Annotated in this window: 16 protein-coding genes; 10 read left to right on the forward strand and 6 right to left on the reverse strand. The window is 56.2% G+C overall.

Annotated elements, in window-relative coordinates; genetic code table 11:
- Positions 1-69 precede the first annotated feature (69 nt).
- Positions 70-1,209: a glycerate kinase gene (locus AC4IBF_RS04230; protein WP_133295067.1), complete on the forward strand. Its 1,140-nt coding sequence runs from the start codon at positions 70-72 to the stop codon at positions 1,207-1,209.
- An 89-nt stretch (positions 1,210-1,298) separates the two neighbouring features.
- On the opposite strand, the gene barA is transcribed toward AC4IBF_RS04230, so the two are convergent.
- Positions 1,299-4,058 carry a two-component sensor histidine kinase BarA gene (gene barA / locus AC4IBF_RS04235; protein WP_111965439.1) on the reverse strand — a complete coding sequence of 920 codons (2,760 nt, stop codon included), beginning with the start codon at positions 4,056-4,058 and terminating at the stop codon, positions 1,299-1,301.
- A gap of 57 nt (positions 4,059-4,115) precedes the next feature.
- On the opposite strand from barA, the gene rlmD reads away from it, so the two are divergent.
- From rlmD to eno, 5 genes are all read left to right on the forward strand, one after another.
- Positions 4,116-5,414, forward strand: a complete 1,299-nt coding sequence (gene rlmD, locus AC4IBF_RS04240) for a 23S rRNA (uracil(1939)-C(5))-methyltransferase RlmD (protein WP_288462645.1) — start codon at positions 4,116-4,118, stop codon at positions 5,412-5,414.
- 51 nt (positions 5,415-5,465) lie between these two features.
- The gene (gene relA / locus AC4IBF_RS04245) at positions 5,466-7,697 is read left to right on the forward strand and encodes a GTP diphosphokinase (RefSeq protein ID WP_008499628.1); all 2,232 of its coding nucleotides are present in this window, start codon (positions 5,466-5,468) and stop codon (positions 7,695-7,697) included.
- 66 nt (positions 7,698-7,763) lie between these two features.
- The gene (mazG, locus tag AC4IBF_RS04250; RefSeq protein ID WP_143345462.1) at positions 7,764-8,555 is read left to right on the forward strand and encodes a nucleoside triphosphate pyrophosphohydrolase; all 792 of its coding nucleotides are present in this window, start codon (positions 7,764-7,766) and stop codon (positions 8,553-8,555) included.
- Positions 8,556-8,778: 223 nt separating this feature from the next.
- Positions 8,779-10,416, forward strand: a complete 1,638-nt coding sequence (gene pyrG / locus AC4IBF_RS04255; RefSeq protein ID WP_032648095.1) for a glutamine hydrolyzing CTP synthase — start codon at positions 8,779-8,781, stop codon at positions 10,414-10,416.
- A gap of 82 nt (positions 10,417-10,498) precedes the next feature.
- A complete protein-coding gene (eno, locus tag AC4IBF_RS04260; protein WP_024909267.1) occupies positions 10,499-11,797 on the forward strand; it encodes a phosphopyruvate hydratase in 1,299 nt (432 codons plus the stop codon).
- Between the two features lie 53 nt (positions 11,798-11,850).
- Here the strand turns inward: eno and AC4IBF_RS04265 are convergent, their stop codons facing one another.
- Both AC4IBF_RS04265 and AC4IBF_RS04270 read right to left on the reverse strand, forming a co-directional pair.
- On the reverse strand, positions 11,851-12,960 hold the full coding sequence (locus AC4IBF_RS04265; protein ID WP_115876180.1) for an SDR family oxidoreductase: 1,110 nt from the start codon (positions 12,958-12,960) through the stop codon (positions 11,851-11,853).
- Positions 12,961-13,318: 358 nt separating this feature from the next.
- Positions 13,319-14,143 (reverse strand): MurR/RpiR family transcriptional regulator, encoded by an 825-nt coding sequence (locus AC4IBF_RS04270; RefSeq protein ID WP_024909265.1) that lies wholly within the window; start codon positions 14,141-14,143, stop codon positions 13,319-13,321.
- A 165-nt stretch (positions 14,144-14,308) separates the two neighbouring features.
- Between AC4IBF_RS04270 and AC4IBF_RS04275 the strand changes: the two genes are divergently transcribed.
- From AC4IBF_RS04275 to queE, 3 genes are read left to right on the forward strand one after another with little or no spacing between them, the layout of a single operon-like run.
- The gene (locus AC4IBF_RS04275) at positions 14,309-15,868 is read left to right on the forward strand and encodes a PTS transporter subunit EIIC (protein ID WP_143345461.1); all 1,560 of its coding nucleotides are present in this window, start codon (positions 14,309-14,311) and stop codon (positions 15,866-15,868) included.
- Positions 15,868-16,575 carry an N-acetylmannosamine-6-phosphate 2-epimerase gene (locus AC4IBF_RS04280; RefSeq protein WP_115876178.1) on the forward strand — a complete coding sequence of 236 codons (708 nt, stop codon included), beginning with the start codon at positions 15,868-15,870 and terminating at the stop codon, positions 16,573-16,575. The genes AC4IBF_RS04275 and AC4IBF_RS04280 overlap by 1 nt, the downstream gene beginning before the upstream one ends.
- A 54-nt stretch (positions 16,576-16,629) precedes the next feature.
- A complete protein-coding gene (queE, locus tag AC4IBF_RS04285) occupies positions 16,630-17,301 on the forward strand; it encodes a 7-carboxy-7-deazaguanine synthase QueE (RefSeq protein ID WP_023333236.1) in 672 nt (223 codons plus the stop codon).
- 17 nt (positions 17,302-17,318) lie between these two features.
- Here queE and AC4IBF_RS04290 read toward each other — a convergent pair whose 3' ends face one another.
- Together AC4IBF_RS04290 and AC4IBF_RS04295 are read right to left on the reverse strand one after the other, a co-directional pair.
- Positions 17,319-18,716 carry an MFS transporter gene (locus AC4IBF_RS04290; RefSeq protein ID WP_491463168.1) on the reverse strand — a complete coding sequence of 466 codons (1,398 nt, stop codon included), beginning with the start codon at positions 18,714-18,716 and terminating at the stop codon, positions 17,319-17,321.
- Between the two features lie 27 nt (positions 18,717-18,743).
- Entirely contained in the window at positions 18,744-19,913 is a 1,170-nt protein-coding gene (locus tag AC4IBF_RS04295; RefSeq protein WP_133295062.1) for a M20 aminoacylase family protein, read from the reverse strand.
- 171 nt (positions 19,914-20,084) lie between these two features.
- Between AC4IBF_RS04295 and AC4IBF_RS04300 the strand changes: the two genes are divergently transcribed.
- Entirely contained in the window at positions 20,085-22,433 is a 2,349-nt protein-coding gene (locus tag AC4IBF_RS04300; RefSeq protein ID WP_367896907.1) for a helix-turn-helix domain-containing protein, read from the forward strand.
- On the opposite strand, the gene queD is transcribed toward AC4IBF_RS04300, so the two are convergent.
- Positions 22,418-22,780, reverse strand: coding sequence for a 6-carboxytetrahydropterin synthase QueD (gene queD, locus AC4IBF_RS04305; RefSeq protein WP_111965448.1), 363 nt, complete (start codon positions 22,778-22,780; stop codon positions 22,418-22,420). The two genes, AC4IBF_RS04300 and queD, sit on opposite strands and share 16 nt — an antisense overlap.
- Between the last annotated feature and the right edge of the window lie 278 nt (positions 22,781-23,058).

The raw sequence follows: 23,058 nt of genomic DNA on the forward strand, positions 1-23,058 counted from the left end.
GGACCGCTCCCATGGGCGGTCTTTTACGTGGTGTATGCTTAACGTAACGACTATGCGTAAGGATGGCTTATGAAAATTGTTATCGCACCGGACTCGTATAAGGAAAGTTTGAGTGCGCTTGAGGTTGCGACAGCGATAGAACGTGGTTTTCGCGAGATCTTTCCCGAGGCGGTTTACGTCAAACTGCCGGTTGCGGACGGCGGCGAAGGGACGGTTGAGGCGATGATCGCGGCAACGCAGGGACGCATTGTGCATGTTCCGGTGACCGGCCCGCTGGGTGAGCGCGTGGACGGGTTTTATGGCTTATCCGGTGACGAGCAGAGCGCCTTTATTGAAATGGCGGCGGCAAGCGGCCTGGAGCTGGTCGTCCCTTCACTGCGTAATCCTCTGAAAACCACCTCCTGGGGCACGGGCGAACTGATTCGGCATGCGCTGGATGCGGGCGTTAAGCATATCATCATTGGCATTGGCGGCAGCGCCACCAATGACGGCGGAGCAGGGATGGTGCAGGCGCTGGGCGCTAAATTGCTCGACGCGAGCGAACAACCTCTTGGGCAGGGCGGAGGCGAACTGGGAAAACTCGCGCGTATCGACCTGAGCGGGCTGGACAGACGTCTGGCGGAGTGTCGGATAGAAGTCGCCTGTGATGTCACGAATCCACTCACCGGAAAGGACGGTGCGTCAGCCGTATTTGGACCGCAAAAGGGTGCCACACCCGAGATGATCGTCACCCTGGACAACGCGCTGGCGCAGTATGCGAGAGTCATTGCCCGGGATCTGGATATCGACGTGCTAAACCTTGCTGGCGGCGGAGCGGCAGGAGGCATGGGGGCGGCGCTGTACGCCTTTTGCGGCGCGCAGCTGCGCCAGGGCATTGAGATCGTGACCGATGCGCTACACCTGGCCGACCAGGTGGCCGATGCGGATTTGGTGATCACCGGGGAAGGCCGCATTGACAGCCAGACGATCCACGGCAAAGTCCCGGTGGGGGTGGCGAAGGTGGCGAAACGCTTTAACAAACCCGTTATTGGCATTGCTGGCAGCCTGACGGCGGACGTTGGCGTAGTACACGATCACGGCATTGATGCAGTGTTTAGCGTGATCTACACCATCTGCTCCCTGGAAGACGCGCTGGAAAATGCCAGCGAGAACGTCAGGATGACCGCAAGGAATATCGCTGCGGTGCTGAAAGTGGGGCAGGCATTTTAGCTGTGGTTGCCGGGTGGCGGCTTCGCTTTACCCGGCCTACGTTAGTGCACCTGTAGGCCCGGTAAGCGTAGCGCCACCGGGCATTTACCTCAGCTTCCCAACACCTTCATCGCTTCCCGCGTCACATTATCCATTTCATCCAGCAGCTCCAGGAACTCCGGTTCAAGCTCCGATTCCGGCGTACCGGCACGCAGCTGCTGCTCCAGCAGCTGGCAGAGGTTTTTCAGCCGCGGCACGCCGCTGTACCCGCAGCTGCCGTGTAGCTTGTGGATCGCGTCCAGCAGATCTTCCGGATTTTCACCCACCAGCTGCTCTTCCACCTTATTGCGGATCTCCGGCAGAAATGCGACCAGCATTTGCAGCATGTCGCGGGCGAGATCGGGTTTACCTGCCGCCTGGCGCAGCGCAAGCTGCCAGTCAAAGGTGGCGTTCTGATTAACGCTTACCTCAGCCTGCTCGCTGGAAACCGTGTACGTCCCGCCGATATGACCCGGCTTATATCGCAGCAGCAGGCTATGAAGTTTCTCTTCATCGATGGGCTTTGCCAGGTAATCGTTCATCCCGGCGCTCAGCAGCTTCTCCTTCTGGCCAGCCATCGCATGTGCGGTGACCGCAATGACCGGCGTTTGCTGCTGATGCGGCAGCTGGTGGATCAGCTCGCAGGCCCGGATGCCGTCCATGCCCGGCATCTGAATATCCATCAGGATTAAATCGAACTGCATCTGCTTAGCCTGTTCAACCGCCTGCGCGCCGCTGGTGCACAGCTCAACATGCTGAACCTGGTCCTCAAGCAATGCACCAATCAGCTTCAGGTTGGCCGGATTATCATCCACCGCCATCACGCTCATCGGCAATTTTTGCTCATCGTTAATCAGCGGAAGGGCATGCTGGCTAAGACGGCAATACTCCGTGAGCGCAGGCAGGAGACGGGTCGCGGTGAGCGGTTTTAGCAGACACGCGGCGGCTCCGTCATTTTTTAACTCTTCTGCATTCAGCTGAGCGTGGCAAGGCAGCGCCAGCAGCAGATAGTCGGTCATCGACGCGGCTTTCGCCAGCCGCTCCTGCTGCATGGTCAGCTCGCCGGTAAAGGTGACCGGGATCCCCATCAGCAGGATGTCGTAATGCTCAACGGCCAGGGCGGAGAAGGTTGGGCTGTAGACCACCTCCAGCGGCGTGGTGCTTAATATGTCGAGCGTACACTGCGCCGCTGCGGCGTTAGGCTCAACATAGGCCAGTCGCTTGCCCTTCAGGCAGTCCGTCATCGGACCGTCGGTCAGCACGTTCGGATTAAGGTCCAGATTAATGTGGAACCAGAAGGTTGAACCGCGGTTCGGCTGGCTGTGGAAAGAGATATCGCCGCCCATCTCGTTCACCAGACGCTGGGTGATCACCAGCCCCAGACCGGTGCCGCCATGACGGCGGGAGATACTGGCGTCCGCCTGACGGAACGCCTGGAACAGACGCGACTGGTCGCGCTCCGGAATACCGATGCCGGTATCGCGGATCTGGACTTCAATCTGAACCTTATTGCTGCTGATCGAGCGTTTCTCTACCAGGACGTCGATATTACCGCTTTCGGTGAATTTAATGGCATTCCCGACAAGGTTGGTAATGACCTGCTGCAGGCGCAGCGGATCGCCAATAACGTTATCCGGCACGTCGTTTTTAATGTTAAGCGTCAGCTCCAGGCCTTTATCGTGCGACGAGTGCGCGAGCAGCGTCACCACTTCATCAAGCGTGCTGCGCAGCGGGAAGGGAATACTCTCCAGGATCAGCTTGCCCGCTTCCAGCTTGGAGAAGTCCAGCACGTCGTTGATGATCGCCAGCAGGTTGTTGGCCGAGCGTTCAATGGTGTGCAGGTGATCGCGCTGAGTGGGGTTGAGCTCGCTTTTGAGCGTCAGGCGGGTAAAGCCGATCACGCCATTGAGCGGCGTGCGCAGCTCGTGCGACATATTGGCAAGGAATTCCGACTTGATACGCGCCGCTTCCTGGGCGCGCTTTTTCGCCAGATCCAGCTCAACGTTCTGGATCTCCATCTGCTCCAGCGTTTCGCGCAGGTCGGACGTCGCCTGGTCAACGTTGTGCTGCATCTCTTCGTGATAGGCCGCCAGCGACATCGCCATCGAGTTGATGCCGTTTTTCAGCATGTCCAGCTCGCCCAGCATAAACCCTTCCACACGGCTGTCGAGCTGTCCCCGGCGGATGCGGTCAACCGTGTTAACCATGTTGCGGATGGGGCCCGTCACGTCGCGCATCAGGCGCCAGCCGAAGATCAGCGCAATGCCAATGCAGAACAGCATCATCACGCCAGAGATGAAGATTTCTTTGTACTGCTGTAGCCGTACCGACTTGAGATCCAGCTCCAGCGCCACATATCCCAGCATATTATTGCTGGATTTGGCGTCGGATTGCGCGGACTCATCGGGGGAATAGCTTTCCGACACGATCGGCGTGCGCAGGATCATGATATCGCCGCGCCGCAATACGGTGAGGTGGCGCGGGAACGGCGTACCGTCCGGGATCTTCAGGGCCGCCGGATCGAGATGAAAGTTCGAGGTGACAAACAGCCGGTTATGTTCGTCGTAAACGGAAATGGCGCGTACGATGTCCGAGTGGCGGCGGTGGAGTACGCTGATTAATTGCCCAATGGATTCGCGGTTTTGCAGGTTCATGCCGTACTCGCTGGATACGGCCAGCGGTTCGATGATGCTGGCGCCTGCATCCTCCAGCTGCCGCTGCAAATCGTTATAGCGGTGCACCACAAAGAAGATACTCAGCAGCAAACCGATGAGAACGGTGGGGGCGAGGATCAAAATCATCATGCGCGCGCGCAGGCTGTAGTTGGTCATGGCGTTCCGTTATGGGACAATTAAGATAATTATGTTTATGTGAGAAAAATCTCGGCGATGGCGCAATTCTACTCTGCAAAGCGACGCGTGACGACGCGTGAAATCATTACTGTTGAAGCCACGGACCTCGATCCGTTTGGTCAGGGAGTAGCACGTCACAATGGTAAGGCTCTGTTTATAACAGGTTTACTGCCAGCAGAACGAGCAGAAATTACGCTGACGGAAGATAAACGTCAGTTCGCGCGCGGACAGGTTAAGCGTCGTCTCAACGATAGCCCGGAGCGCGAGAAGCCCCGCTGCCCGCATTTTGGCGTTTGCGGCGGCTGCCAGCAACAGCATGCGAGCACAGAATTACAGCAAAAAAGTAAAAGCCGCGCGCTGGCGCGTCTGCTCAAACATGACGTTAACGAAATTGTTGCCGACGAGCCCTGGGGCTATCGTCGGCGCGCGCGCCTGAGCCTCAGCTATCAGCCAAAAACGGAACGTCTGGAGATGGGGTTTCGCAAAGCCGGCTCCAGCGACATCGTTGACGTGAAGCAGTGCCCCATTTTGGTGCCCCATCTTGAGGCATTGCTTCCGGAAGTGCGCATCTGCCTCTCCGGGCTGGACGGCGTACGCCATCTCGGGCACGTCGAACTGGTCATGGCAAACAATGGCCCGCTGATGGTGCTGCGCCACACCGCACCGCTGTCGAAAAAAGATCGCGAAAAACTGGAACGCTTTTCGCATTCCCACGACCTGGCGCTTTTCCTGGCACCACAAAGCGAGATACTTGAGCAGGTTACCGGTGAGGCACCCTGGTATGCGTCAAACGGGCTACGCTTAACGTTTAGCCCGCGGGATTTCATTCAGGTCAATGATGGCGTTAACCAGCAGATGGTGGCGAAAGCGCTGGCGTGGCTGGATGTCCAGAAAAGCGATCGGGTGCTCGATCTGTTCTGCGGAATGGGCAACTTCACGCTGCCGCTGGCGCGAGAAGCGGCCAGCGTCGTCGGCGTGGAAGGCGTTGAGGCGCTGGTGGCGAAAGGGCAGGAGAACGCGCGGCAGAACGGCTTGCAAAATGTGACATTCTTTCATCAAAATCTTGAGGAAGATGTCACTCAACAGCCGTGGGCAAAGCAGGGCTTTGATAAAATTTTGCTCGACCCGGCACGTGCCGGTGCCCCGGGCGTGATGGCACATATTATTAAACTCGCGCCAAAGCGTGTGGTCTATGTTTCCTGTAACCCGGCAACGCTTGCCCGGGACAGCGAGGCATTACTCAGCGCGGGTTACCAGATTCAGCGTCTGGCAATGCTGGACATGTTCCCGCACACTGGGCATCTGGAATCGATGGTGTTGTTCGAGCACATCTAATTTGTTTGGCTTGTCGACTTCGACAGGCCCTGGTCCCTAAAGGAGAGGACAATGGTTGCGGTAAGAAGTGCACATCTCAATAAAGCTGGGGAGTTTGACCCACAAAAATGGATCGCAAGTCTGGGAATTTCCAGCCAGCAGTCGTGTGAACGCTTAACCGAAACCTGGGCCTATTGTCTGCGCACCACGCAGGGGCATCCCGACGCCGATCTTCTCCTGTGGCGCGGCGTTGAGATGGTTGAAATCCTGTCCATGCTGAACATGGACATCGAAACGCTGCAGGCCGCGCTGCTCTTCCCCCTCGCGGATGCGGACGTGGTCAGCGAAGACGTGCTGCGCGACAGCGTCGGCAAATCCGTCGTCGCGCTGATCCACGGCGTGCGCGATATGGCGGCCATTCGTCAGCTTAAAGCCGCGCATACCGATTCCGTCTCCTCAGAGCAGGTCGATAACGTTCGCCGGATGCTGCTGGCCATGGTGGATGATTTCCGCTGCGTGGTCATCAAGCTGGCCGAGCGTATTGCCCACCTGCGAGAGGTAAAGGATGCGCCGGAAGACGAGCGCGTGCTGGCCGCCAAAGAGTGTACGAACATCTATGCGCCGCTGGCGAACCGCTTAGGGATTGGTCAGCTGAAGTGGGAGCTTGAAGATTACTGCTTCCGCTATCTGCACCCGGCGGAATATAAACGGATTGCCAAACTCCTGCACGAGCGCCGTATTGACCGCGAGCACTATATCGAGGAGTTTGTCGGCGGCCTGCGCCAGGCGATGAAAGAAGAGAACGTGCGCGCCGAAGTCTACGGTCGGCCTAAGCATATCTACAGCATCTGGCGCAAAATGCAGAAGAAACACCTCGCCTTTGACGAGCTGTTTGACGTGCGCGCCGTGCGCATCGTGGCGGAGCGTCTGCAGGACTGCTACGCCGCGCTGGGGATAGTACACACTCACTTCCGTCATCTGCCCGATGAGTTCGACGACTATGTCGCCAACCCAAAACCGAACGGCTACCAGTCTATCCATACCGTGGTGCTTGGCCCTGGCGGTAAAACGGTTGAGATTCAGATCCGCACCAAACAGATGCATGAAGACGCCGAGCTGGGCGTTGCCGCGCACTGGAAATACAAAGAAGGCACCTCCGGCGGTGCGCGTTCTGGCCACGAAGACCGCATTGCCTGGCTGCGCAAGCTGATTGCGTGGCAGGAAGAGATGGCTGATTCCGGCGAGATGCTCGACGAAGTGCGCAGCCAGGTCTTTGACGATCGGGTGTATGTCTTTACGCCGAAAGGGGACGTTGTCGACCTGCCGGCCGGCTCTACGCCGCTTGATTTTGCCTACCATATCCACAGCGATGTGGGACACCGATGCATCGGGGCGAAAATCGGCGGGCGTATTGTACCGTTCACCTATCAGCTGCAGATGGGTGACCAGATTGAAATCATTACCCAGAAGCAGCCCAACCCGAGCCGGGACTGGCTTAACCCGAACCTGGGGTATGTTACCACCAGCCGCGGGCGCTCGAAGATTCACGCCTGGTTCCGTAAGCAGGATCGTGACAAGAACATCCTTGCCGGTCGCCAAATCCTCGACGACGAGCTGGAGCATATCGGGATAAGCCTGAAAGAGGCGGAAAAATTCCTGCTGCCGCGCTACAACTTCAACGAGCTTGACGAGCTGTTAGCGGCCATTGGCGGTGGTGATATTCGTCTGAATCAGATGGTGAATTTCCTGCAGGCGCAGTTCAATAAGCCAAGCGCGGAAGAGCAGGATGCTGCGGCGCTGAAGCAGCTGCAGCAGAAAACCTACGCGCCGCAGCAGCGCAGTAAAGACAACGGCCGCGTGGTGGTCGAGGGTGTCGGTAACCTGATGCACCACATTGCCCGCTGCTGCCAGCCAATTCCAGGGGACGATATCGTCGGCTTTATCACCCAGGGGCGCGGAATTTCGATTCACCGTTCCGACTGCGACCAGCTTGCCGAGCTGCAGTCCCATGCGCCGGAGCGCATCGTGGAAGCGGTCTGGGGGGAAAGCTATTCCGCTGGCTACTCGCTGGTGGTGCGCGTTACCGCCAACGACCGCAGCGGCCTGCTGCGCGACATCACGACCATTCTTGCCAACGAGAAGGTCAACGTGCTGGGCGTCGCCAGCCGCAGCGATACCCGCGAGCAGCTTGCCACCATCGATATGACCATCGAAATCTACAACCTGCAGGTGCTGGGCCGCGTGCTTGGCAAGCTGAACCAGGTGCCGGATGTGATTGACGCGCGTCGTCTGCACGGCGGCTAAACATCGTCTTCCGTAGGCCGGGTTAGGCAACGCCGCCACCCGGCATTTTTTTATCAGGACATAACCATGACTCAAATCGACCGCCTGCTCGGCATCATGAAACGCCTGCGCGACCCGGAAAACGGCTGCCCGTGGGACAAAGAGCAGACTTTCGCTACCATTGCCCCGTACACCCTTGAAGAGACCTATGAGGTGCTGGACGCCATTTCCCGCGAAGACTTTGACGACCTGCGCGGCGAGCTGGGCGATCTGCTGTTCCAGGTGGTGTTCTATGCACAAATGGCGCAGGAAGAAGGGCGCTTTAACTTTGACGATATCTGCGCAGCAATCAGCGACAAGCTTGAGCGCCGTCATCCCCATATTTTCGGTGACGCTACCGCAGAAACCAGCACCGAAGTCCTGGCCCGCTGGGAGCAGATCAAAAGCGCCGAGCGGGCAGAAAAATCCCAGCACTCCGCGCTGGACGACATTCCGCTGAGCTTGCCCGCACTGATGCGTGCGCACAAAATCCAGAAACGCTGCTCCGCGGTGGGGTTTGACTGGACCTCTCTCGGCCCGGTGCTGGATAAAGTGCACGAAGAGATTGACGAGGTCATGCATGAAGCGCAGCAGGCGGTGGTGGATGAAGCAAAGCTTGAGGAAGAGATGGGCGACCTGCTGTTTGCGACCGTCAACCTTTCTCGCCACCTGGGTGTAAAAGCGGAAACGGCGCTGCAAAAAGCCAACCTGAAATTCGAACGCCGCTTCCGCGAAGTAGAGCGGATTGTCGCCTCGCGCGGCCTGGAAATGAGCGGTATTGACCTCGACGCGATGGAAGAAGTCTGGCAGGAAGTAAAGCGCCAGGAATCTGATCTCTAACGAAATTTTGCGATCAAGCGCAATTTGTGTGATTTTTTAAATGACAAGCGCTTGATTTGCGTCAAAAACATTTACCCAAAAGGGGCTATTTTCTCACTCCTTATGTTTGTCATGGCCTGGAATGGAGACGGAGAATGAAAGTTTGTGGCGCTGGCCGTGTTCGGGTATACTACTTTCCCGTCCTGGTTATTCCATCGTTTCACCCTAACTTCTCAGGTTCAGCATGACAACGAACTATATTTTTGTGACCGGCGGGGTCGTATCCTCTCTGGGTAAAGGCATTGCCGCAGCCTCCCTCGCAGCCATTCTTGAAGCCCGTGGCCTTAATGTGACCATGATGAAACTGGATCCGTACATCAACGTCGATCCGGGCACCATGAGCCCAATCCAACACGGGGAAGTGTTCGTTACTGAAGACGGCGCTGAAACCGATCTGGATCTTGGCCACTACGAGCGTTTCATCCGCACCAAAATGACCCGTCGTAACAACTTCACGACCGGCCGCATCTACTCCGACGTTCTGCGTAAAGAGCGCCGTGGTGACTACCTGGGTGCAACCGTTCAGGTTATCCCGCACATTACTAACGCCATCAAAGAACGCATTGTTGCGGGTGGCGAAGGCCACGACGTGGTGCTGGTTGAAATCGGCGGTACCGTGGGTGATATCGAATCCCTGCCATTCCTGGAAGCGATTCGTCAGCTGGCGGTAGACATTGGCCGTGAACACGCGCTGTTCATGCACCTGACGCTGGTGCCGTACATGGCCGCTGCAGGTGAAGTGAAAACCAAACCGACTCAGCACTCTGTTAAAGAGCTGCTTTCTATTGGTATTCAGCCAGACATCCTGGTTTGCCGCTCCGATCGCGCGGTTCCGGCGAACGAACGTGCGAAAATTGCATTGTTCTGTAACGTGCCTGAAAAAGCCGTTATTTCAATGAAAGATGTCGATTCCATTTATAAAATCCCGGGCCTGTTGAAATCTCAGGGCCTGGACGATTATATTTGTAAACGATTCAGCTTGAACTGTCCGGAAGCTAACCTGTCTGAATGGGAACAGGTTATTTACGAAGAAGCCAATCCGGCAGGCGAAGTGACTATCGGTATGGTCGGCAAGTACATCGAGCTGCCGGATGCCTATAAGTCAGTGATCGAAGCGCTGAAACACGGTGGTCTGAAGAACCGTGTCTCCGTGAACATCAAGCTGATTGATTCGCAGGATGTTGAAACGCGTGGCGTTGAAATCCTGAAAGATCTGGATGCTATCCTTATCCCTGGCGGCTTCGGCTACCGTGGTGTAGAAGGCAAGATCGCCACCGCGCGCTATGCGCGTGAAAACAATATTCCATACCTCGGCATCTGTCTGGGTATGCAGGTTGCGCTGATCGAATTTGCGCGCAACGTAGCGGGAATGGAAAACGCGAACTCTACGGAATTTGTGCCAGACTGTAAGTACCCTGTTGTGGCGCTTATCACCGAATGGCGTGACGAAGAAGGTAACGTCGAAGTCCGTACCGAGAAGAGCGATCTGGGTGGCACCATGCGTCTTGGCGCACAGGCCTGCCAGCTGACTGACGATAGCGTGGTTCGCAAGCTGTATGGCGAGCCGGTCATCACCGAGCGCCATCGTCACCGCTATGAAGTCAACAACATGTTGTTGAAACCTATTGAAGCCGCGGGCCTGCGTGTTGCGGGACGCTCCGGGGATGATCAGTTAGTCGAGATCATTGAAGTGCCAAACCATCCGTGGTTTGTCGCCTGCCAGTTCCACCCGGAATTTACTTCAACGCCACGTGACGGGCATCCGCTGTTTGCAGGCTTCGTTAAAGCCGCCAGCGACTACCAGAAGCGTCAGGCGAAGTAAAAAAAGTTAGAACGGCAACGCGTACCTTTGGTACGCGTTGTTTGTCTGGAGTTTTAGTTTAACTTGTACTGAGGAAAATCTAATGTCCAAAATCGTTAAAGTCATCGGTCGTGAAATCATCGACTCCCGTGGTAACCCGACCGTTGAAGCCGAAGTTCACCTGGAAGGTGGTTTCGTTGGTATGGCTGCTGCTCCATCAGGTGCTTCTACCGGTTCTCGCGAAGCGCTGGAACTGCGCGATGGCGACAAATCTCGCTTCCTGGGTAAAGGCGTACTGAAAGCGGTTGGCGCTGTAAACGGTCCTATTGCTCAGGCAATCATTGGCAAAGACGCTAAAGACCAGGCTGGCATCGACAAGATCATGATCGATCTGGACGGTACTGAAAACAAATCTAACTTCGGTGCGAACGCAATCCTGGCTGTTTCCCTGGCGAACGCCAAAGCGGCTGCGGCTGCTAAAGGTATGCCACTGTTCGAGCACATCGCTGAACTGAACGGCACCCCAGGCAAATACTCCATGCCTGTACCAATGATGAACATCATCAACGGTGGTGAGCACGCAGATAACAACGTTGATATTCAGGAATTCATGATTCAGCCAGTTGGCGCGAAATCCCTGAAAGAAGCGGTACGTATGGGTTCTGAAGTGTTCCACAACCTGGCTAAAGTTCTGAAAGCTAAAGGCATGAACACTGCTGTTGGTGACGAAGGTGGCTATGCGCCAAACCTGGGTTCTAACGCAGAAGCACTGGCTGTTATCGCAGAAGCAGTTAAAGCTGCTGGCTACGAGCTGGGCAAAGACATCACCCTGGCGATGGACTGTGCAGCATCTGAATTCTACAAAGACGGTAAATACGTTCTGGCTGGCGAAGGCAACAAAGCGTTCACCTCCGAAGAGTTCACTCACTTCCTGGAAGACCTGACCAAACAGTACCCAATCGTGTCTATCGAAGACGGTCTGGACGAGTCTGACTGGGCTGGCTTCGCATACCAGACTAAAGTACTGGGCGACAAAATCCAGCTGGTTGGTGACGACCTGTTCGTAACCAACACCAAGATCCTGAAAGAAGGCATCGAGAAAGGCATCGTTAACTCCATCCTGATCAAATTCAACCAGATCGGTTCTCTGACCGAAACTCTGGCTGCGATCAAAATGGCGAAAGACGCTGGCTACACCGCGGTTATCTCTCACCGTTCTGGCGAAACTGAAGACGCTACCATTGCCGACCTGGCTGTGGGTACCGCTGCAGGCCAGATCAAAACCGGTTCTATGAGCCGTTCTGACCGTGTTGCTAAATACAACCAGCTGATTCGTATCGAAGAAGCGCTGGGTGAAAAAGCACCATACAACGGTCGTAAAGAGATCAAAGGCCAGGCATAATTGCTTAAGCCTTAAAATGAAAATGCCAGTCGAATGACTGGCATTTTTTTTGGCTATTTAAAATCGACCGCCATTTGCTCCGGAATGGTCAGTCCCTGAGTGGTTTGCACGCAGCGGGCGATATAATCCGTAAACCGGGGTGGCTTTGGCATTCCCATGCTCAGCAGCTTATCGTTGCTGAAGCGCACGTTAAGCGTGGCAAACGCGCCGTATAACCGCATGGCTTTCAGCATCAGACGTTCGTTGCACGGGCCAAAAATATGTTTCAACTCGCGGCGCATTCGGACCAGCGTTTCGTAGCTGACCTGGGCATATTTATCCCCGACGGGGGCTTTCTCCAGCGCCTGCGCCATCGCCTGATCGATATCCGCAAAGCGAACGCTGTTCTCTTCACCCGCAGAAATGTGCACCACTTCCCCCGGACGCGCGTTGCTGTTAAGCAACATTAACAGCGCGTCGGCGCAGTAATCCACCGGCACAACGTCAATCCGGTCTTCCATGGAGCACATGAACTTCTGCAGCATCAGGCCCATGCTAAAGACCCAGAAAATGCTGCTCGACGGCGTGCAGCCGTGACGGGTATGGCCAACGACGATGGACGGACGGGCGATGAGCAGGGGAAGGTTAGGGCACTCCTGGCGCATCAGCTGTTCGATGGTTGACTTCGAAAACGTGTATTCCACCAGGTGTTCAGCATTCTCTCTGAATTCGGCGCTTTCGGCGACCAGGGAATCCTGCTCCGGCGTGCATGACATCGCAGTGCCGACGTGGAGGAAACGCTGCAGTCCTGTGACCTGCTCCATACGACGCGCCAGCGCGAGCGTACCTTCAACGTTGACCTTCCAGATCAGCGGGTTGTTACCAAATGAGGCGACGGCCGCACAGTTCACGACATGCGTGACCCGATCCAGACGGGGATCGTTCAGGAAGGCTTCTGGCTGGCTGAGGTCGCCAATCAGGATATTGTCCACATTCAGGGAGGCCAGTTTGTCCTCAGGAACGTTGAACTTGCGCATATTCTCCAGTACGCGCTCCAGCCCGCTCTGCGGATCGCTGGCGCGCGCAAGCAAAAGGAGTTCTATGGATTGATCGTTGGTCAGAATTTTTTCAAGAACTGCACCGCCCAGAAATCCGGTCACGCCTGTAATCAATAACATCTTCATTAATACCGTCTCATTATGATTGATGAGGCGGATTGTAGGCGGGCAAAAGTAAACGGCATTTAAATAATAAAACGCCGAAATCAGTGGCGTCTTAAGCTTATTTTAAGGAAAGGAAATCAGGTGAAGATATTGGACATTATCGCAATGGTAAAAATTCAATCTATTAAAATTTAAAATTTAACTCGTTGAATTTAATTGATTATATAAGGTCTGTGCCGAATGGTGGACTTAATTCAAAATGTAATAAATATAATACTTTGTTACACCAAACATTTGCCGGATAAATGATGAAAACCCCACTTAACGAAAATCAGACAATATAAGGCGCAGGCCGATTTATTTAGCCTGCGAATGATTTTCAGAGCAAAAGGGGAAGCGTGGCGCTGGCTGTTTGCTGGCTAACGTCGCCGTAATGACCATCCAGCGCAATCATGGACGTGGTCAGCAGCTCGACCAGCAGCATCACCCCAACCTTAGCATTGAGTGCGCCCGCGCTCAGGGGACCCTCTGGTTTGGCCGCAACCAGCAGCATGTCGCTCAGGGATGCCAGCGGGCTGCGTGGCGTATTGCTGAGTGCCAGAACCTTAACGCCGCGCTTGCGGGCAAGCTTCACCACGTGGAGTAAATCCCGCGTTGAACCCGAACTGGAGATAGCCACGACCAGGGTCTCTTTTGAAAGCGTTGTCGCATTCATGGCCGCGCGGTGCATATCGCTGAACAGCTGCGCGGGTTTGCCCAACCGCAACAGCTTGTAGTGGAGATACTCCCCAAGGATCGCGCTGGCCGCAACGCCATAAATCTGCACGGACTGCGCCTGGTGCAGCGCCAGTGCGGCCTTTTCAAGCAGCGTGCGGTCAAGGAGCCGGGCGGTATCCTGCAAAGCCTGCACCGACTCATCCACGACGTTATCAATCTCATCGCCCGCCTGACGCGCGGGCTGGCCCTGCTGAATATCCAGCGCAAGCGCCATTTTAAATTCGTTATAGCCCTTGCAGCCCAGCGTCCGGCAAAGACGCGTGACGCTGGCCTCGCTGGTGTGGCTCTCGCGCGCCAGCTCGGTGATCGTCAGGTAGAGCACCCGGGCTGGATCGCTGAGGACAAACTCACCGAGTTTTTGTTGTGTTGGGCTGTACCCGGAAGCCTCCTGGCGTAGCTTCAGCAGCAGGTTTTCATGGTCTGACATGCTCGATCCTTAATGCGTTTCTCTGCGACTAGTGTGGCGGAAAGCGGGGGAAAGATGCCAGTCATTTTGAAAAAGTATGATCGTCGTCCTGGTTTGTGATGGTAATTTTCACTATTAAATATTTATATGGTAAAAATTTTCATCGTTTAATAAGGGGATGAAAAAATGATGCAAATATTCAGTGGGGCTTCTTCAGGAGGATGGTTTGAAAAAGCGCAGCGCTTTGGCAAATCCTTTATGTTGCCGATTGCCGTGTTGCCTGCGGCGGGTCTGCTGCTGGGGATAGGCGGCGCGCTATCGAATCCCAACACGCTGGCAGCCTATCCGTTTTTAGACGTGAGCTGGCTGCAGGCCATTTTCACCATCATGAGCAGCGCTGGATCCATCGTGTTTGCGAACCTCTCGGTGCTGTTTGCCGTTGGGGTGGCCGTCGGGCTGGCAAAAAGCGATAAGGGCACGGCCGGGCTGGCGGCATTACTCGCGTTTCTGGTGATGAATGCCACCATCAACGCGCTGCTGATCCTCACCGGCAAACTGGCGCATGAGAACCCGGGGGCCGTGGGGCAGGGCATGACGCTGGGTATTCAGACGCTGGAAACCGGCGTGTTTGGCGGCGTGGTGATTGGACTGGTGACCTGCGCGCTCCATCATCGGTTTAATAAAATTGCGCTTCCGCAGTTCCTGGGCTTTTTTGGCGGCTCGCGCTTTGTCCCCATTATCAGCTCCCTGGCGGCGATACTCGTCGGTGCGCTCATGACCGTGGTCTGGCCGCATTTCCAGAAGCTGATTTTTGGTCTGGGCGGGCTGGTGGATGCTACGGGTTATCTGGGCACCCTGCTGTACGGCTTTATTCTCCGCATGCTGGGCCCGTTTGGTTTGCACCACATCTTCTATCTGCCTTTCTGGACTACCGCGCTTGGCGGGAGTGAAATCGTCAACGGCCATCTGGTTGAAGGCACACAGCGGATCTTCTTCGCCCAGCTGGCCGACCCGAACACGCAGCATTTCTATGAGGGCACGTCGCGTTTCATGTCCGGGCGCTTTATTACGATGATGTTTGGCCTGCTCGGCGCGTGTCTGGCGATGTACCACACGGCAAAACCCGAGAACAAAAAGCGCGTTGCCGGGCTGCTGCTCTCTGCGGCGTTAACCTCGTTCCTTACCGGGATTACCGAGCCTATTGAGTTCTCCTTCCTGTTTATTGCGCCGGTGCTTTACGTCATCCATGCGCTGTTTGACGGGCTGGCATTCATGCTCGCGCACATGCTGCATATCACCATCGGGCAAACCTTCTCCGGCGGCTTCATCGACTTCGTGCTGTTCGGCATTTTACAGGGAGAGACCAAAACCAACTGGATGTTCGTACCGCTGGTCGGCGTACCGTGGTTCTTCCTTTACTACTTTACCTTCCGCTATCTGATTAACCGTTTTGATTTTGCCACGCCGGGTCGGGAAAAGGAGGCGATGGCTGACGAGGTCAGCCTGCCGCAAAACGAACGCGCCGCTGCGGTGATCGCCGGATTAGGCGGAAAAGACAATCTGGAAGAGGTGGACTGCTGCGCCACGCGTCTTCGCGTTACGGTCAAGGACGGCAGCAAAGTGAATGACTCGGCGCTGAAAGCCACCGGGGCGCGCGGCGTTATCGTGCGCGGCAACGGTGTTCAGGTCATCTATGGCCCGCACGTCACGATTATCAAAAACGAAGTGGAAGAGATCTTATCGTAATGAAAACTGTACTGGATACCCTGAAGGGAAAACTGGTCGTCTCCTGTCAGGCGCTGGAAAATGAACCGCTGCATAGCCCGTTTATTATGTCGCGAATGGCGCTGGCAGCGGCACAGGGCGGGGCCGCCGCAATTCGTGCCAACAGCGTGGTGGATATCGAGGCCATTAAGCAGCAGGTCTCTTTGCCTGTTATCGGCATCATCAAACGGGATTACCCGGAAAGTGAGGTATTTATCACCGCGACAATGAAAGAGGTGGATGAGCTCATGGCCGTCTCTCCGGAAATCATTGCGCTTGATGCGACGGCGCGGGAGCGTCCTGGTGGGGAATTACTGGAAACGCTGGTCACGCGCATCCGCTCACGCTATCCCGCGGTGCTGCTGATGGCGGATATCTCCTCCGTGGACGAAGCCGTGACGGCGCAGGCGCTGGGCTTCGACTGCGTCGGCACCACGCTTTACGGCTACACGGCGGAAACGGTGGGCCATTCGCTTCCGGAGAACGACTGCGCGTTCCTGAAGGCCGTGCTGGCCGCCGTGACGGTTCCCGTGGTTGCCGAAGGCAACGTGGATACGCCTGAACGCGCGGCCAGATGCCTGGCGCTGGGCGCGCATACTGTCGTTGTCGGCGGTGCGATCACCCGTCCACAGCAAATTACCGAGCGTTTTATGGCGGCGATTGGCGCGCAAAGCACCGATGGAGCATGACCATCCGGCGGGGATCTGCGATACTTATCGTTTATCCCCTTTACTGAGATGACTATGCAGTACCCGATTAACGAGATGTTCCAGACCCTGCAAGGCGAGGGTTACTTTACCGGCGTTCCCGCTATTTTCATTCGTTTACAGGGATGCCCGGTTGGCTGTGCCTGGTGTGATACCAAACATACGTGGGATAAGCTCGCAGATCGGGAAGTGTCGCTGTTTAGCATTCTGGCGAAAACCAAAGAGAGCGATAAGTGGGGCGCGGGCAGTTCAGAAGATCTGCTGGCCATTATTGGTCGTCAGGGCTGGACGGCGCGTCACGTGGTGATCACCGGCGGTGAACCCTGCATCCACGATCTGACGCCGCTGACCGAGCTGCTCGAAAAGAACGGCTACAGCTGCCAGATTGAAACCAGCGGCACCCATGAAGTGCGCTGTTCACACACCACCTGGGTGACGGTATCGCCAAAAGTGAATATGCGCGGCGGGTATGACGTGCTGTCTCAGGCGCTGGAACGCGCGGATGAGATTAAGCACCCGGTTGGGCGCGTGCGTGATATCGAAGCGCTGGATGAACTGCTGGCAACGCTGACGGATGAAAAGCAGCGCGTCATTGCGCTACAGCCGATTAGCCAGAAAGACGACGCGACGCGCCTGTGCATTGAAACCTGTATTGCGCGCAACTGGCGCCTGTCGATGCAGACGCACAAGTACCTGAATATTGCCTGACCCTTTCGTGGCCCCGCCTATCGCGGGGCCCGACCTGAAAGGAGTAACGCCCAGGTCACTCCCACCGAAGCGAGACACATCGCGCTGTTGAAAAGGAGGGCATACTGTGCGGCGCTGGCCATGCCCAGCGGCAGCAGCAGCGCATAGAGCGACGCGGTAACCGCGATCCCCATCGCTCCCCCCAGCGAGCTGCCCATTTTGTACACCCCCGAGGCCACCCCGACTTTGTTTTCTGGCGCGTTCATCACCGCCGTATCTGTTGACGGCGTGGCGTAACATCCCAGCCCCAGACCAAATAAAATGTTACTGAGAAAGACGGTGACGATGTAGATCTCCTTGCTTAAAAACGTGCAGGAGATGAGCGTGATGCCCGTTGCGGTCAGCAGCGGCCCGGTCATCATCGGCAGGCGCGCGCCGTAGCGCTGAAGCAGCTTTTCCCCTACCCGGATCATCGCCAGCACGGTAATCAGATACCCCAGCGTCATCATGCCGGTTTGCAATGGCGACAGACGGTGGCCCTGCTGCAGCCAGATGCTGGCGATCATCATGGTGCCAATGCAGCCGTTGAGCAAAAAGTTAGAGAATACCGAGGCGCTGTAGGCCCGGTTTTTAAACAGGGCAAAATCAATCAGCGCCGCGTCACCCTTGCGTCGCCCTGTGAGCACAAAGCAGGCCGCTGCCAGCGTGGAGCCCCCCAGCACCAGCAGCGACAGGCTGCTGCTCCAGCCCCAGCCGTGGCCTTTGCTGATAAACAGGTTCAGCAGCACCAGCATAAGGACAAAACTCACCAGGCCGCCAATATCCAGCTTATGGCGACGTGCGCCGTCGCTTCGGCTTTCCGGCGTGCCGCGGATCAGCAGGAGTGCCATCGCCGCCACCAGCATGGAAAAAATAAAGATCCATCGCCAGCCGAGCGTGGTGGCGATGGCGCCGCCGACAAACGAGCTCAGCCCGCTGCCGCCCCATGAACCAATCACCCAAAAGCTGATTGCCCGCTGGCGAGCGTTGCCTTGATACCAGGTTTTAATCAGCGCCAGGGTGGCGGGCATGATGCAGGCCGCTGACAGCCCCTGTATCGCTCTCCCCAGCAGAAACAGAACCGGCTCCCACGAGAAAAAAAGCAGGGCGCTGCCGATGATGCTCAGCGCGAGGCCAATGTAGGTCATACGCACGCGGCCAAACTTATCGGCAAAGCCGCCGCAGGCAACGACAAAACAGCCGCTGAACAAGGCGCTAAGGCTGACCGCCAGCGTGAGGGTTTCAAGGGAGATAGCGAGGCTGTTTTTCATTGCCGGGACAACGTTTATCACCGACTGCGCAAATAACCAGAAGGTCAGAACGCTCATCACAATACCGGCCAGCAGCCGATCGTTACCGGCGTAGGACGGTGTGCCTGTCAGGGGTACGGTACTCATCGTGCGGCCCTCCGGGGTTGGTGCGAATCAGCGCAGATAGTGCTCGGTCAACGCACTCCAGAGTGCCGCGCCGGTAAGCAGAAGCTTGTCGTTAAAGTCGTAGCCTGGGTTATGCACCATGCAGCGGTCCGGCTCATCGCCAGCGCCGAGGGTGAAGTAACAGCCGTTGGGGTTTTTCTCGAGCATGAACGCAAAATCTTCGCTTCCCATAAAGGCATTCACCGACGCGACGGCATCCTGACCGAACAGGTCGGTCGCCACCGTGCGCACCATGTCATTGGCCTGCGGGCTATTGCGCAGCACCGGGCTGCCGTTGACGTGACGGATCGTGGCCGTGGCGTTGAAGCTTTCAGCCTGTGCCACGGCAATGTCGTGGATTCGCTGCAGGACGGTTTGACGCACCGCTTCGTCCAGCGTGCGCACGGTCAGCTTCATTAATACCTTATCGTTGATAATATTCGGGGCATGTCCCGCCTGGATGCTGCCCACGGTTACGACGACCGGCTGGAATGGGGTGATATTCCTCGACACAATCGACTGCAGGGCGAGGGTGATATGGCAGGCAACCAGCGTGGCATCAACGGTGTGTTCCGGAACGGCGCCGTGACCCCCTACGCCGTTCACCTCAATATGAACGGTGTCAGAGGAGGCCATCATGGCGCCATCGCGCAGGCCAATTTTCCCAAGCGGCTGGGAGGGCATGTTGTGCAGGCCAAAAATATGGTCGCAGGGGAATTGTTCAAACAGGCCATCTTCAACCATGACGCGCCCGCCATACAGCAGCTCTTCGGCTGGCTGAAAAATCAGATGCAGCGTGCCGCTAAAGTTGCGGGTTCGGGCCAGATACTCTGCGGCATAAAGCAGGGTAGTGGTGTGGCCATCGTGCCCGCAGCCGTGAAATTTACCTTCAACCGTGCTGCTCCACGCTTTGCCGCTATTTTCCTGCATCGGCAGCGCATCCATATCGGCGCGCAGACCCAGACGTTTGCTGCCGTTTCCTACCTTAAGGGTGCCGACCACCCCGGTTTTGGCCATTCCCCGGTGGACCTCATAGCCCCACTGCCCCAGGAGTGACGCGACGCGGTCGCTGGTTTTGTGCTCCTCGAAGCCTGTTTCGGGATGTCGGTGAAACTCTCGGCGTAATTCAGTGAACTGAGCCTCGGAGCCTCGCAGCGCGTCAACAATTGGATGTGTCATTTTTGTTATCCTTTTCCTGCCAAATGGTGTTAGTTTCGAGTTTATGTCGATCGCATTGCCGGAAAATGTCCTTTTTTGTTGTAAATCGACGCCTTTTTTCTGATTGTTTTTCATACGATTCGGTTATGACAAAAAAGAGTGCGTCATTTTTTGTCTTCGTGGAGGGGGCGAATGGAACATCGTGGAAATGAGTTTGCGATAGCCGTTGAGGACATTCGCCTGTTCGCGCAGGATGAAGGCGATTTGCTGACGATACTGTGGGTGCTGGAAGGGCAAGCTGAACTGCAAACCGAGGCGGGACTAGAAAGGGTTCCGACAAATGGCCTTGTAGTGATAAACCGCCATCAGCGATGGAGGCTTATCAGCCAGAACGCGAATGTGACTCTGCGTGTCGTTCTATCCGGACGCTGGGTAATCCAGCTGTACAATGATTTTTTTGCCCATGATTACGCGGTTCCGGAGGAGTCAGGCGGGCGCTGGCCGCAGTGTGACGAGCTTCGGCACCTGCTGCGCCAGCTGCTGGTGGTGACGCTCGTCAACGATCCGCATCGCTACCGGCTGGAGGCGAATCGCTGGCTGAGCGAGATCCTGCTGCTGCTGATTGGTCGCTTTCAGCAGCCCGTCCGCCAGAAACCCCGGAACCAGCACGCCAACGTAAGCAAGCGCATCGCCCGTGTACTGGAGCGGATCGACGCCAGCTACACCCGCCGCATTACGTTGGCCGAAATCGCAGAGAGTGAGTTCGTCTCAGAAGCGTGGCTCTCTCGTCTCTTTAGAAAAGAGACGGGAGCTAGTTTTATGCAGTACATCACTGCCCTGCGGCTGGAGAAAGCGGCTGACGCCCTGTGTCTCACCAGCCGCCCTCTGCATCAGATTGCGCTGGAGAATGGATTTGCCAGCACACGTATGATGACCGATAGTTTCCAGCGCTATCACAATATGTCTCCAGGTGAGTTTCGTAAGGCCGGGCGTCATCGTCCCCTTGCGTTCCGCCCGCGCACGACCGTGGATGAACAGCGTTTCCCTGTTGCGGTAGATACGTTATTTAGCCTGCTTAACGACGCTGAGACCCGCGGTTGGGAACCCTCGCCGCTAACCTACTCCCCGTGTCAGGAGCGGATACTGGATGTGCAGCAGCTTTATCCGCTCTCTTCCGCGCTGCGCCGCACGCGGCTGGTCATCACCCTGCGCGAGCTAGACGATTTGCTGCGAGAGGATGTTCGTCGGCATCTGGAGGCGCTACACGAGGCGATCCCGATTGAGGGCATTGATATCGCCGAACCTTTTCTCAGCAGCCGTCTGTTCGCTACGGGATGGGACGATCCCCAAATGGCGGGCTACGCCTGTTGGTATCATCTGCAGCAATTGTTTACCTGGGTGGCGAAAAAAGGCTGGACGGTCCTGCTGCACACGGGGGTCACTACCCGCTGCGATCTCCTGACGCGCTTTTTGCAGCTTTCGGTTAACCGATTTTTGCCCGACATTACCGCTGGCTGGCACGTCGTCATGCACTGGTCTCCCCAGGCAAACGCGGAAACCCAGGAGCACGCCTGGCGGGCGCAGCGGGCGGCGCTGAGGGCCTACCTTCCGCAGGCAAAATTTGGGGTGTGGCATCGCTTCTCCCCCGATGGTAGCGAGCTGAGCGGTGACGCGCTGTTCCGTTCTGACATTCTGGACGAGGCTGATTTCCTCGCATGTCCGGCAGATGCCAACGAGCTGCTCGATCTGGCGCAGCTGGATCCCGCGCATCTTTCCTCTTCTGAAAATTACCCGGTGCTAAAGGTCCGCCAGATCCTCGCCGCCCTTCGCCAGCGGCAGCGGACGCTGCCGGTATGGTTACTCTCATGGAACACTCTTACGGGGAATACGCGGGCGACCAACGGCTGGTTTTTTCGCGGTGCGCTGTTGATGCAGAATCTGCTCGGGCTTTCAGAACAGGTATGGCTGGCGGGATTCTGGCTTAATTCTGGTTTACAGGGGGAAGCGAGGGCGAACAACACCCTCGATACATCAAGCCTTGCGCTTCAATATAATCACGGCCTTCCACGGCCCATCTACTGGGTACTCTGGCTGTGGCAGCGTCTGCGGGGAGAGGTGCTCGTTAACGACAAGAGCGTGCTGCTGCTCCGCCATCAGGGGCGATATCAACTGCTGTTGCGTAACGTGGTGGTCTTCAATCCTCTGCTCTCCAGCGAGGAGGCCTTTATTCAGCGTTTTCGCCAGCAGTATCATCTTGAGCTACGAGGAATGCGCGGTCACTGGCGCATTAAGAGCCATTTGTTCGATCGGCACAACGGTGCGCTCTATCCGTTGCTGGAAGGAGTACACAGCGACAGCGGGCCTGATGAGGAGATGTGGCGCTGGATTGCGCACAAAGCGCGCCCAACGCTTTCCTTACGCGATGAACGGCTTTATGACGGCTGGCAAATTACAGAATCGCTGGAAAGTAACGCGCTTGTGCTCTATGAGTTCACGCCGCTAAACGTGCGTGGGGAAGAGGAGAATCACTCCCCGCGATAGATGCAGCCCGCGGTGCAGGTCTCTTTGATCATCACCGCGCTCAGCAGCGGTACCAGCGGCTTCATCTGATCCCAAATCCATTTTGCCAGCACTTCGCTGGTCGGGTTTTCAAGGCCCGGGATCTCATTCAGGTAATAGTGATCCAGACGATCGTAGGTCGGCTTAAACGCCGCCTTCAGCTCGGCAAAATCCATGATCCAACCGGTATGCGGATCAACTTCACCGGTGATCTCAAGACGCACCATGAACGAATGCCCGTGCAGACGGCCACATTTATGTCCTTCAGGGACATGCGGAAGGTGGTGGGCGGCTTCGAAGGTGAAATCTTTAAACAGTGTGGTGGACATGATCGCTCTCAGTAATGCGGAAAAAACCGCCGCATAGTACCGGAAAGCACAATTTTTAGCATTAACTAAAACGGCTCTGAGCGTCCACCGCCTCGTATTCGGGGTGTTTATCGCTATTTGTTCTTATATTTCAAATAATTATTTAATCGGTTTTATCGCTAAGCATGACAACCAAAACAGGTTAGTCCATTTGGTTATTTATTATTTCCATCCCTTCTTTAATTGTTATTATCCTCGCCGTTAACCTTATCTTCAGTTTGGATTTATTCGCTTAAAGT

This window comes from Enterobacter sp. Taxon_8 (assembly GCF_058354585.1).

Excerpts from the sequence above, each read along its gene's own strand:
- AC4IBF_RS04230 (WP_133295067.1), top strand. The coding sequence starts at position 70 with ATGAAAATTGTTATCGCACCGGACTCGTATAAGGAAAGTTTGAGTGCG.
- barA (WP_111965439.1), bottom strand. The coding sequence starts at position 4,058 with ATGACCAACTACAGCCTGCGCGCGCGCATGATGATTTTGATCCTCGCC.
- rlmD (WP_288462645.1), top strand. The coding sequence starts at position 4,116 with ATGGCGCAATTCTACTCTGCAAAGCGACGCGTGACGACGCGTGAAATC.
- relA (WP_008499628.1), top strand. The coding sequence starts at position 5,466 with ATGGTTGCGGTAAGAAGTGCACATCTCAATAAAGCTGGGGAGTTTGAC.
- mazG (WP_143345462.1), top strand. The coding sequence starts at position 7,764 with ATGACTCAAATCGACCGCCTGCTCGGCATCATGAAACGCCTGCGCGAC.
- pyrG (WP_032648095.1), top strand. The coding sequence starts at position 8,779 with ATGACAACGAACTATATTTTTGTGACCGGCGGGGTCGTATCCTCTCTG.
- eno (WP_024909267.1), top strand. The coding sequence starts at position 10,499 with ATGTCCAAAATCGTTAAAGTCATCGGTCGTGAAATCATCGACTCCCGT.
- AC4IBF_RS04265 (WP_115876180.1), bottom strand. The coding sequence starts at position 12,960 with ATGAAGATGTTATTGATTACAGGCGTGACCGGATTTCTGGGCGGTGCA.
- AC4IBF_RS04270 (WP_024909265.1), bottom strand. The coding sequence starts at position 14,143 with ATGTCAGACCATGAAAACCTGCTGCTGAAGCTACGCCAGGAGGCTTCC.
- AC4IBF_RS04275 (WP_143345461.1), top strand. The coding sequence starts at position 14,309 with ATGATGCAAATATTCAGTGGGGCTTCTTCAGGAGGATGGTTTGAAAAA.
- AC4IBF_RS04280 (WP_115876178.1), top strand. The coding sequence starts at position 15,868 with ATGAAAACTGTACTGGATACCCTGAAGGGAAAACTGGTCGTCTCCTGT.
- queE (WP_023333236.1), top strand. The coding sequence starts at position 16,630 with ATGCAGTACCCGATTAACGAGATGTTCCAGACCCTGCAAGGCGAGGGT.
- AC4IBF_RS04290 (WP_491463168.1), bottom strand. The coding sequence starts at position 18,716 with ATGAGTACCGTACCCCTGACAGGCACACCGTCCTACGCCGGTAACGAT.
- AC4IBF_RS04295 (WP_133295062.1), bottom strand. The coding sequence starts at position 19,913 with ATGACACATCCAATTGTTGACGCGCTGCGAGGCTCCGAGGCTCAGTTC.
- AC4IBF_RS04300 (WP_367896907.1), top strand. The coding sequence starts at position 20,085 with ATGGAACATCGTGGAAATGAGTTTGCGATAGCCGTTGAGGACATTCGC.
- queD (WP_111965448.1), bottom strand. The coding sequence starts at position 22,780 with ATGTCCACCACACTGTTTAAAGATTTCACCTTCGAAGCCGCCCACCAC.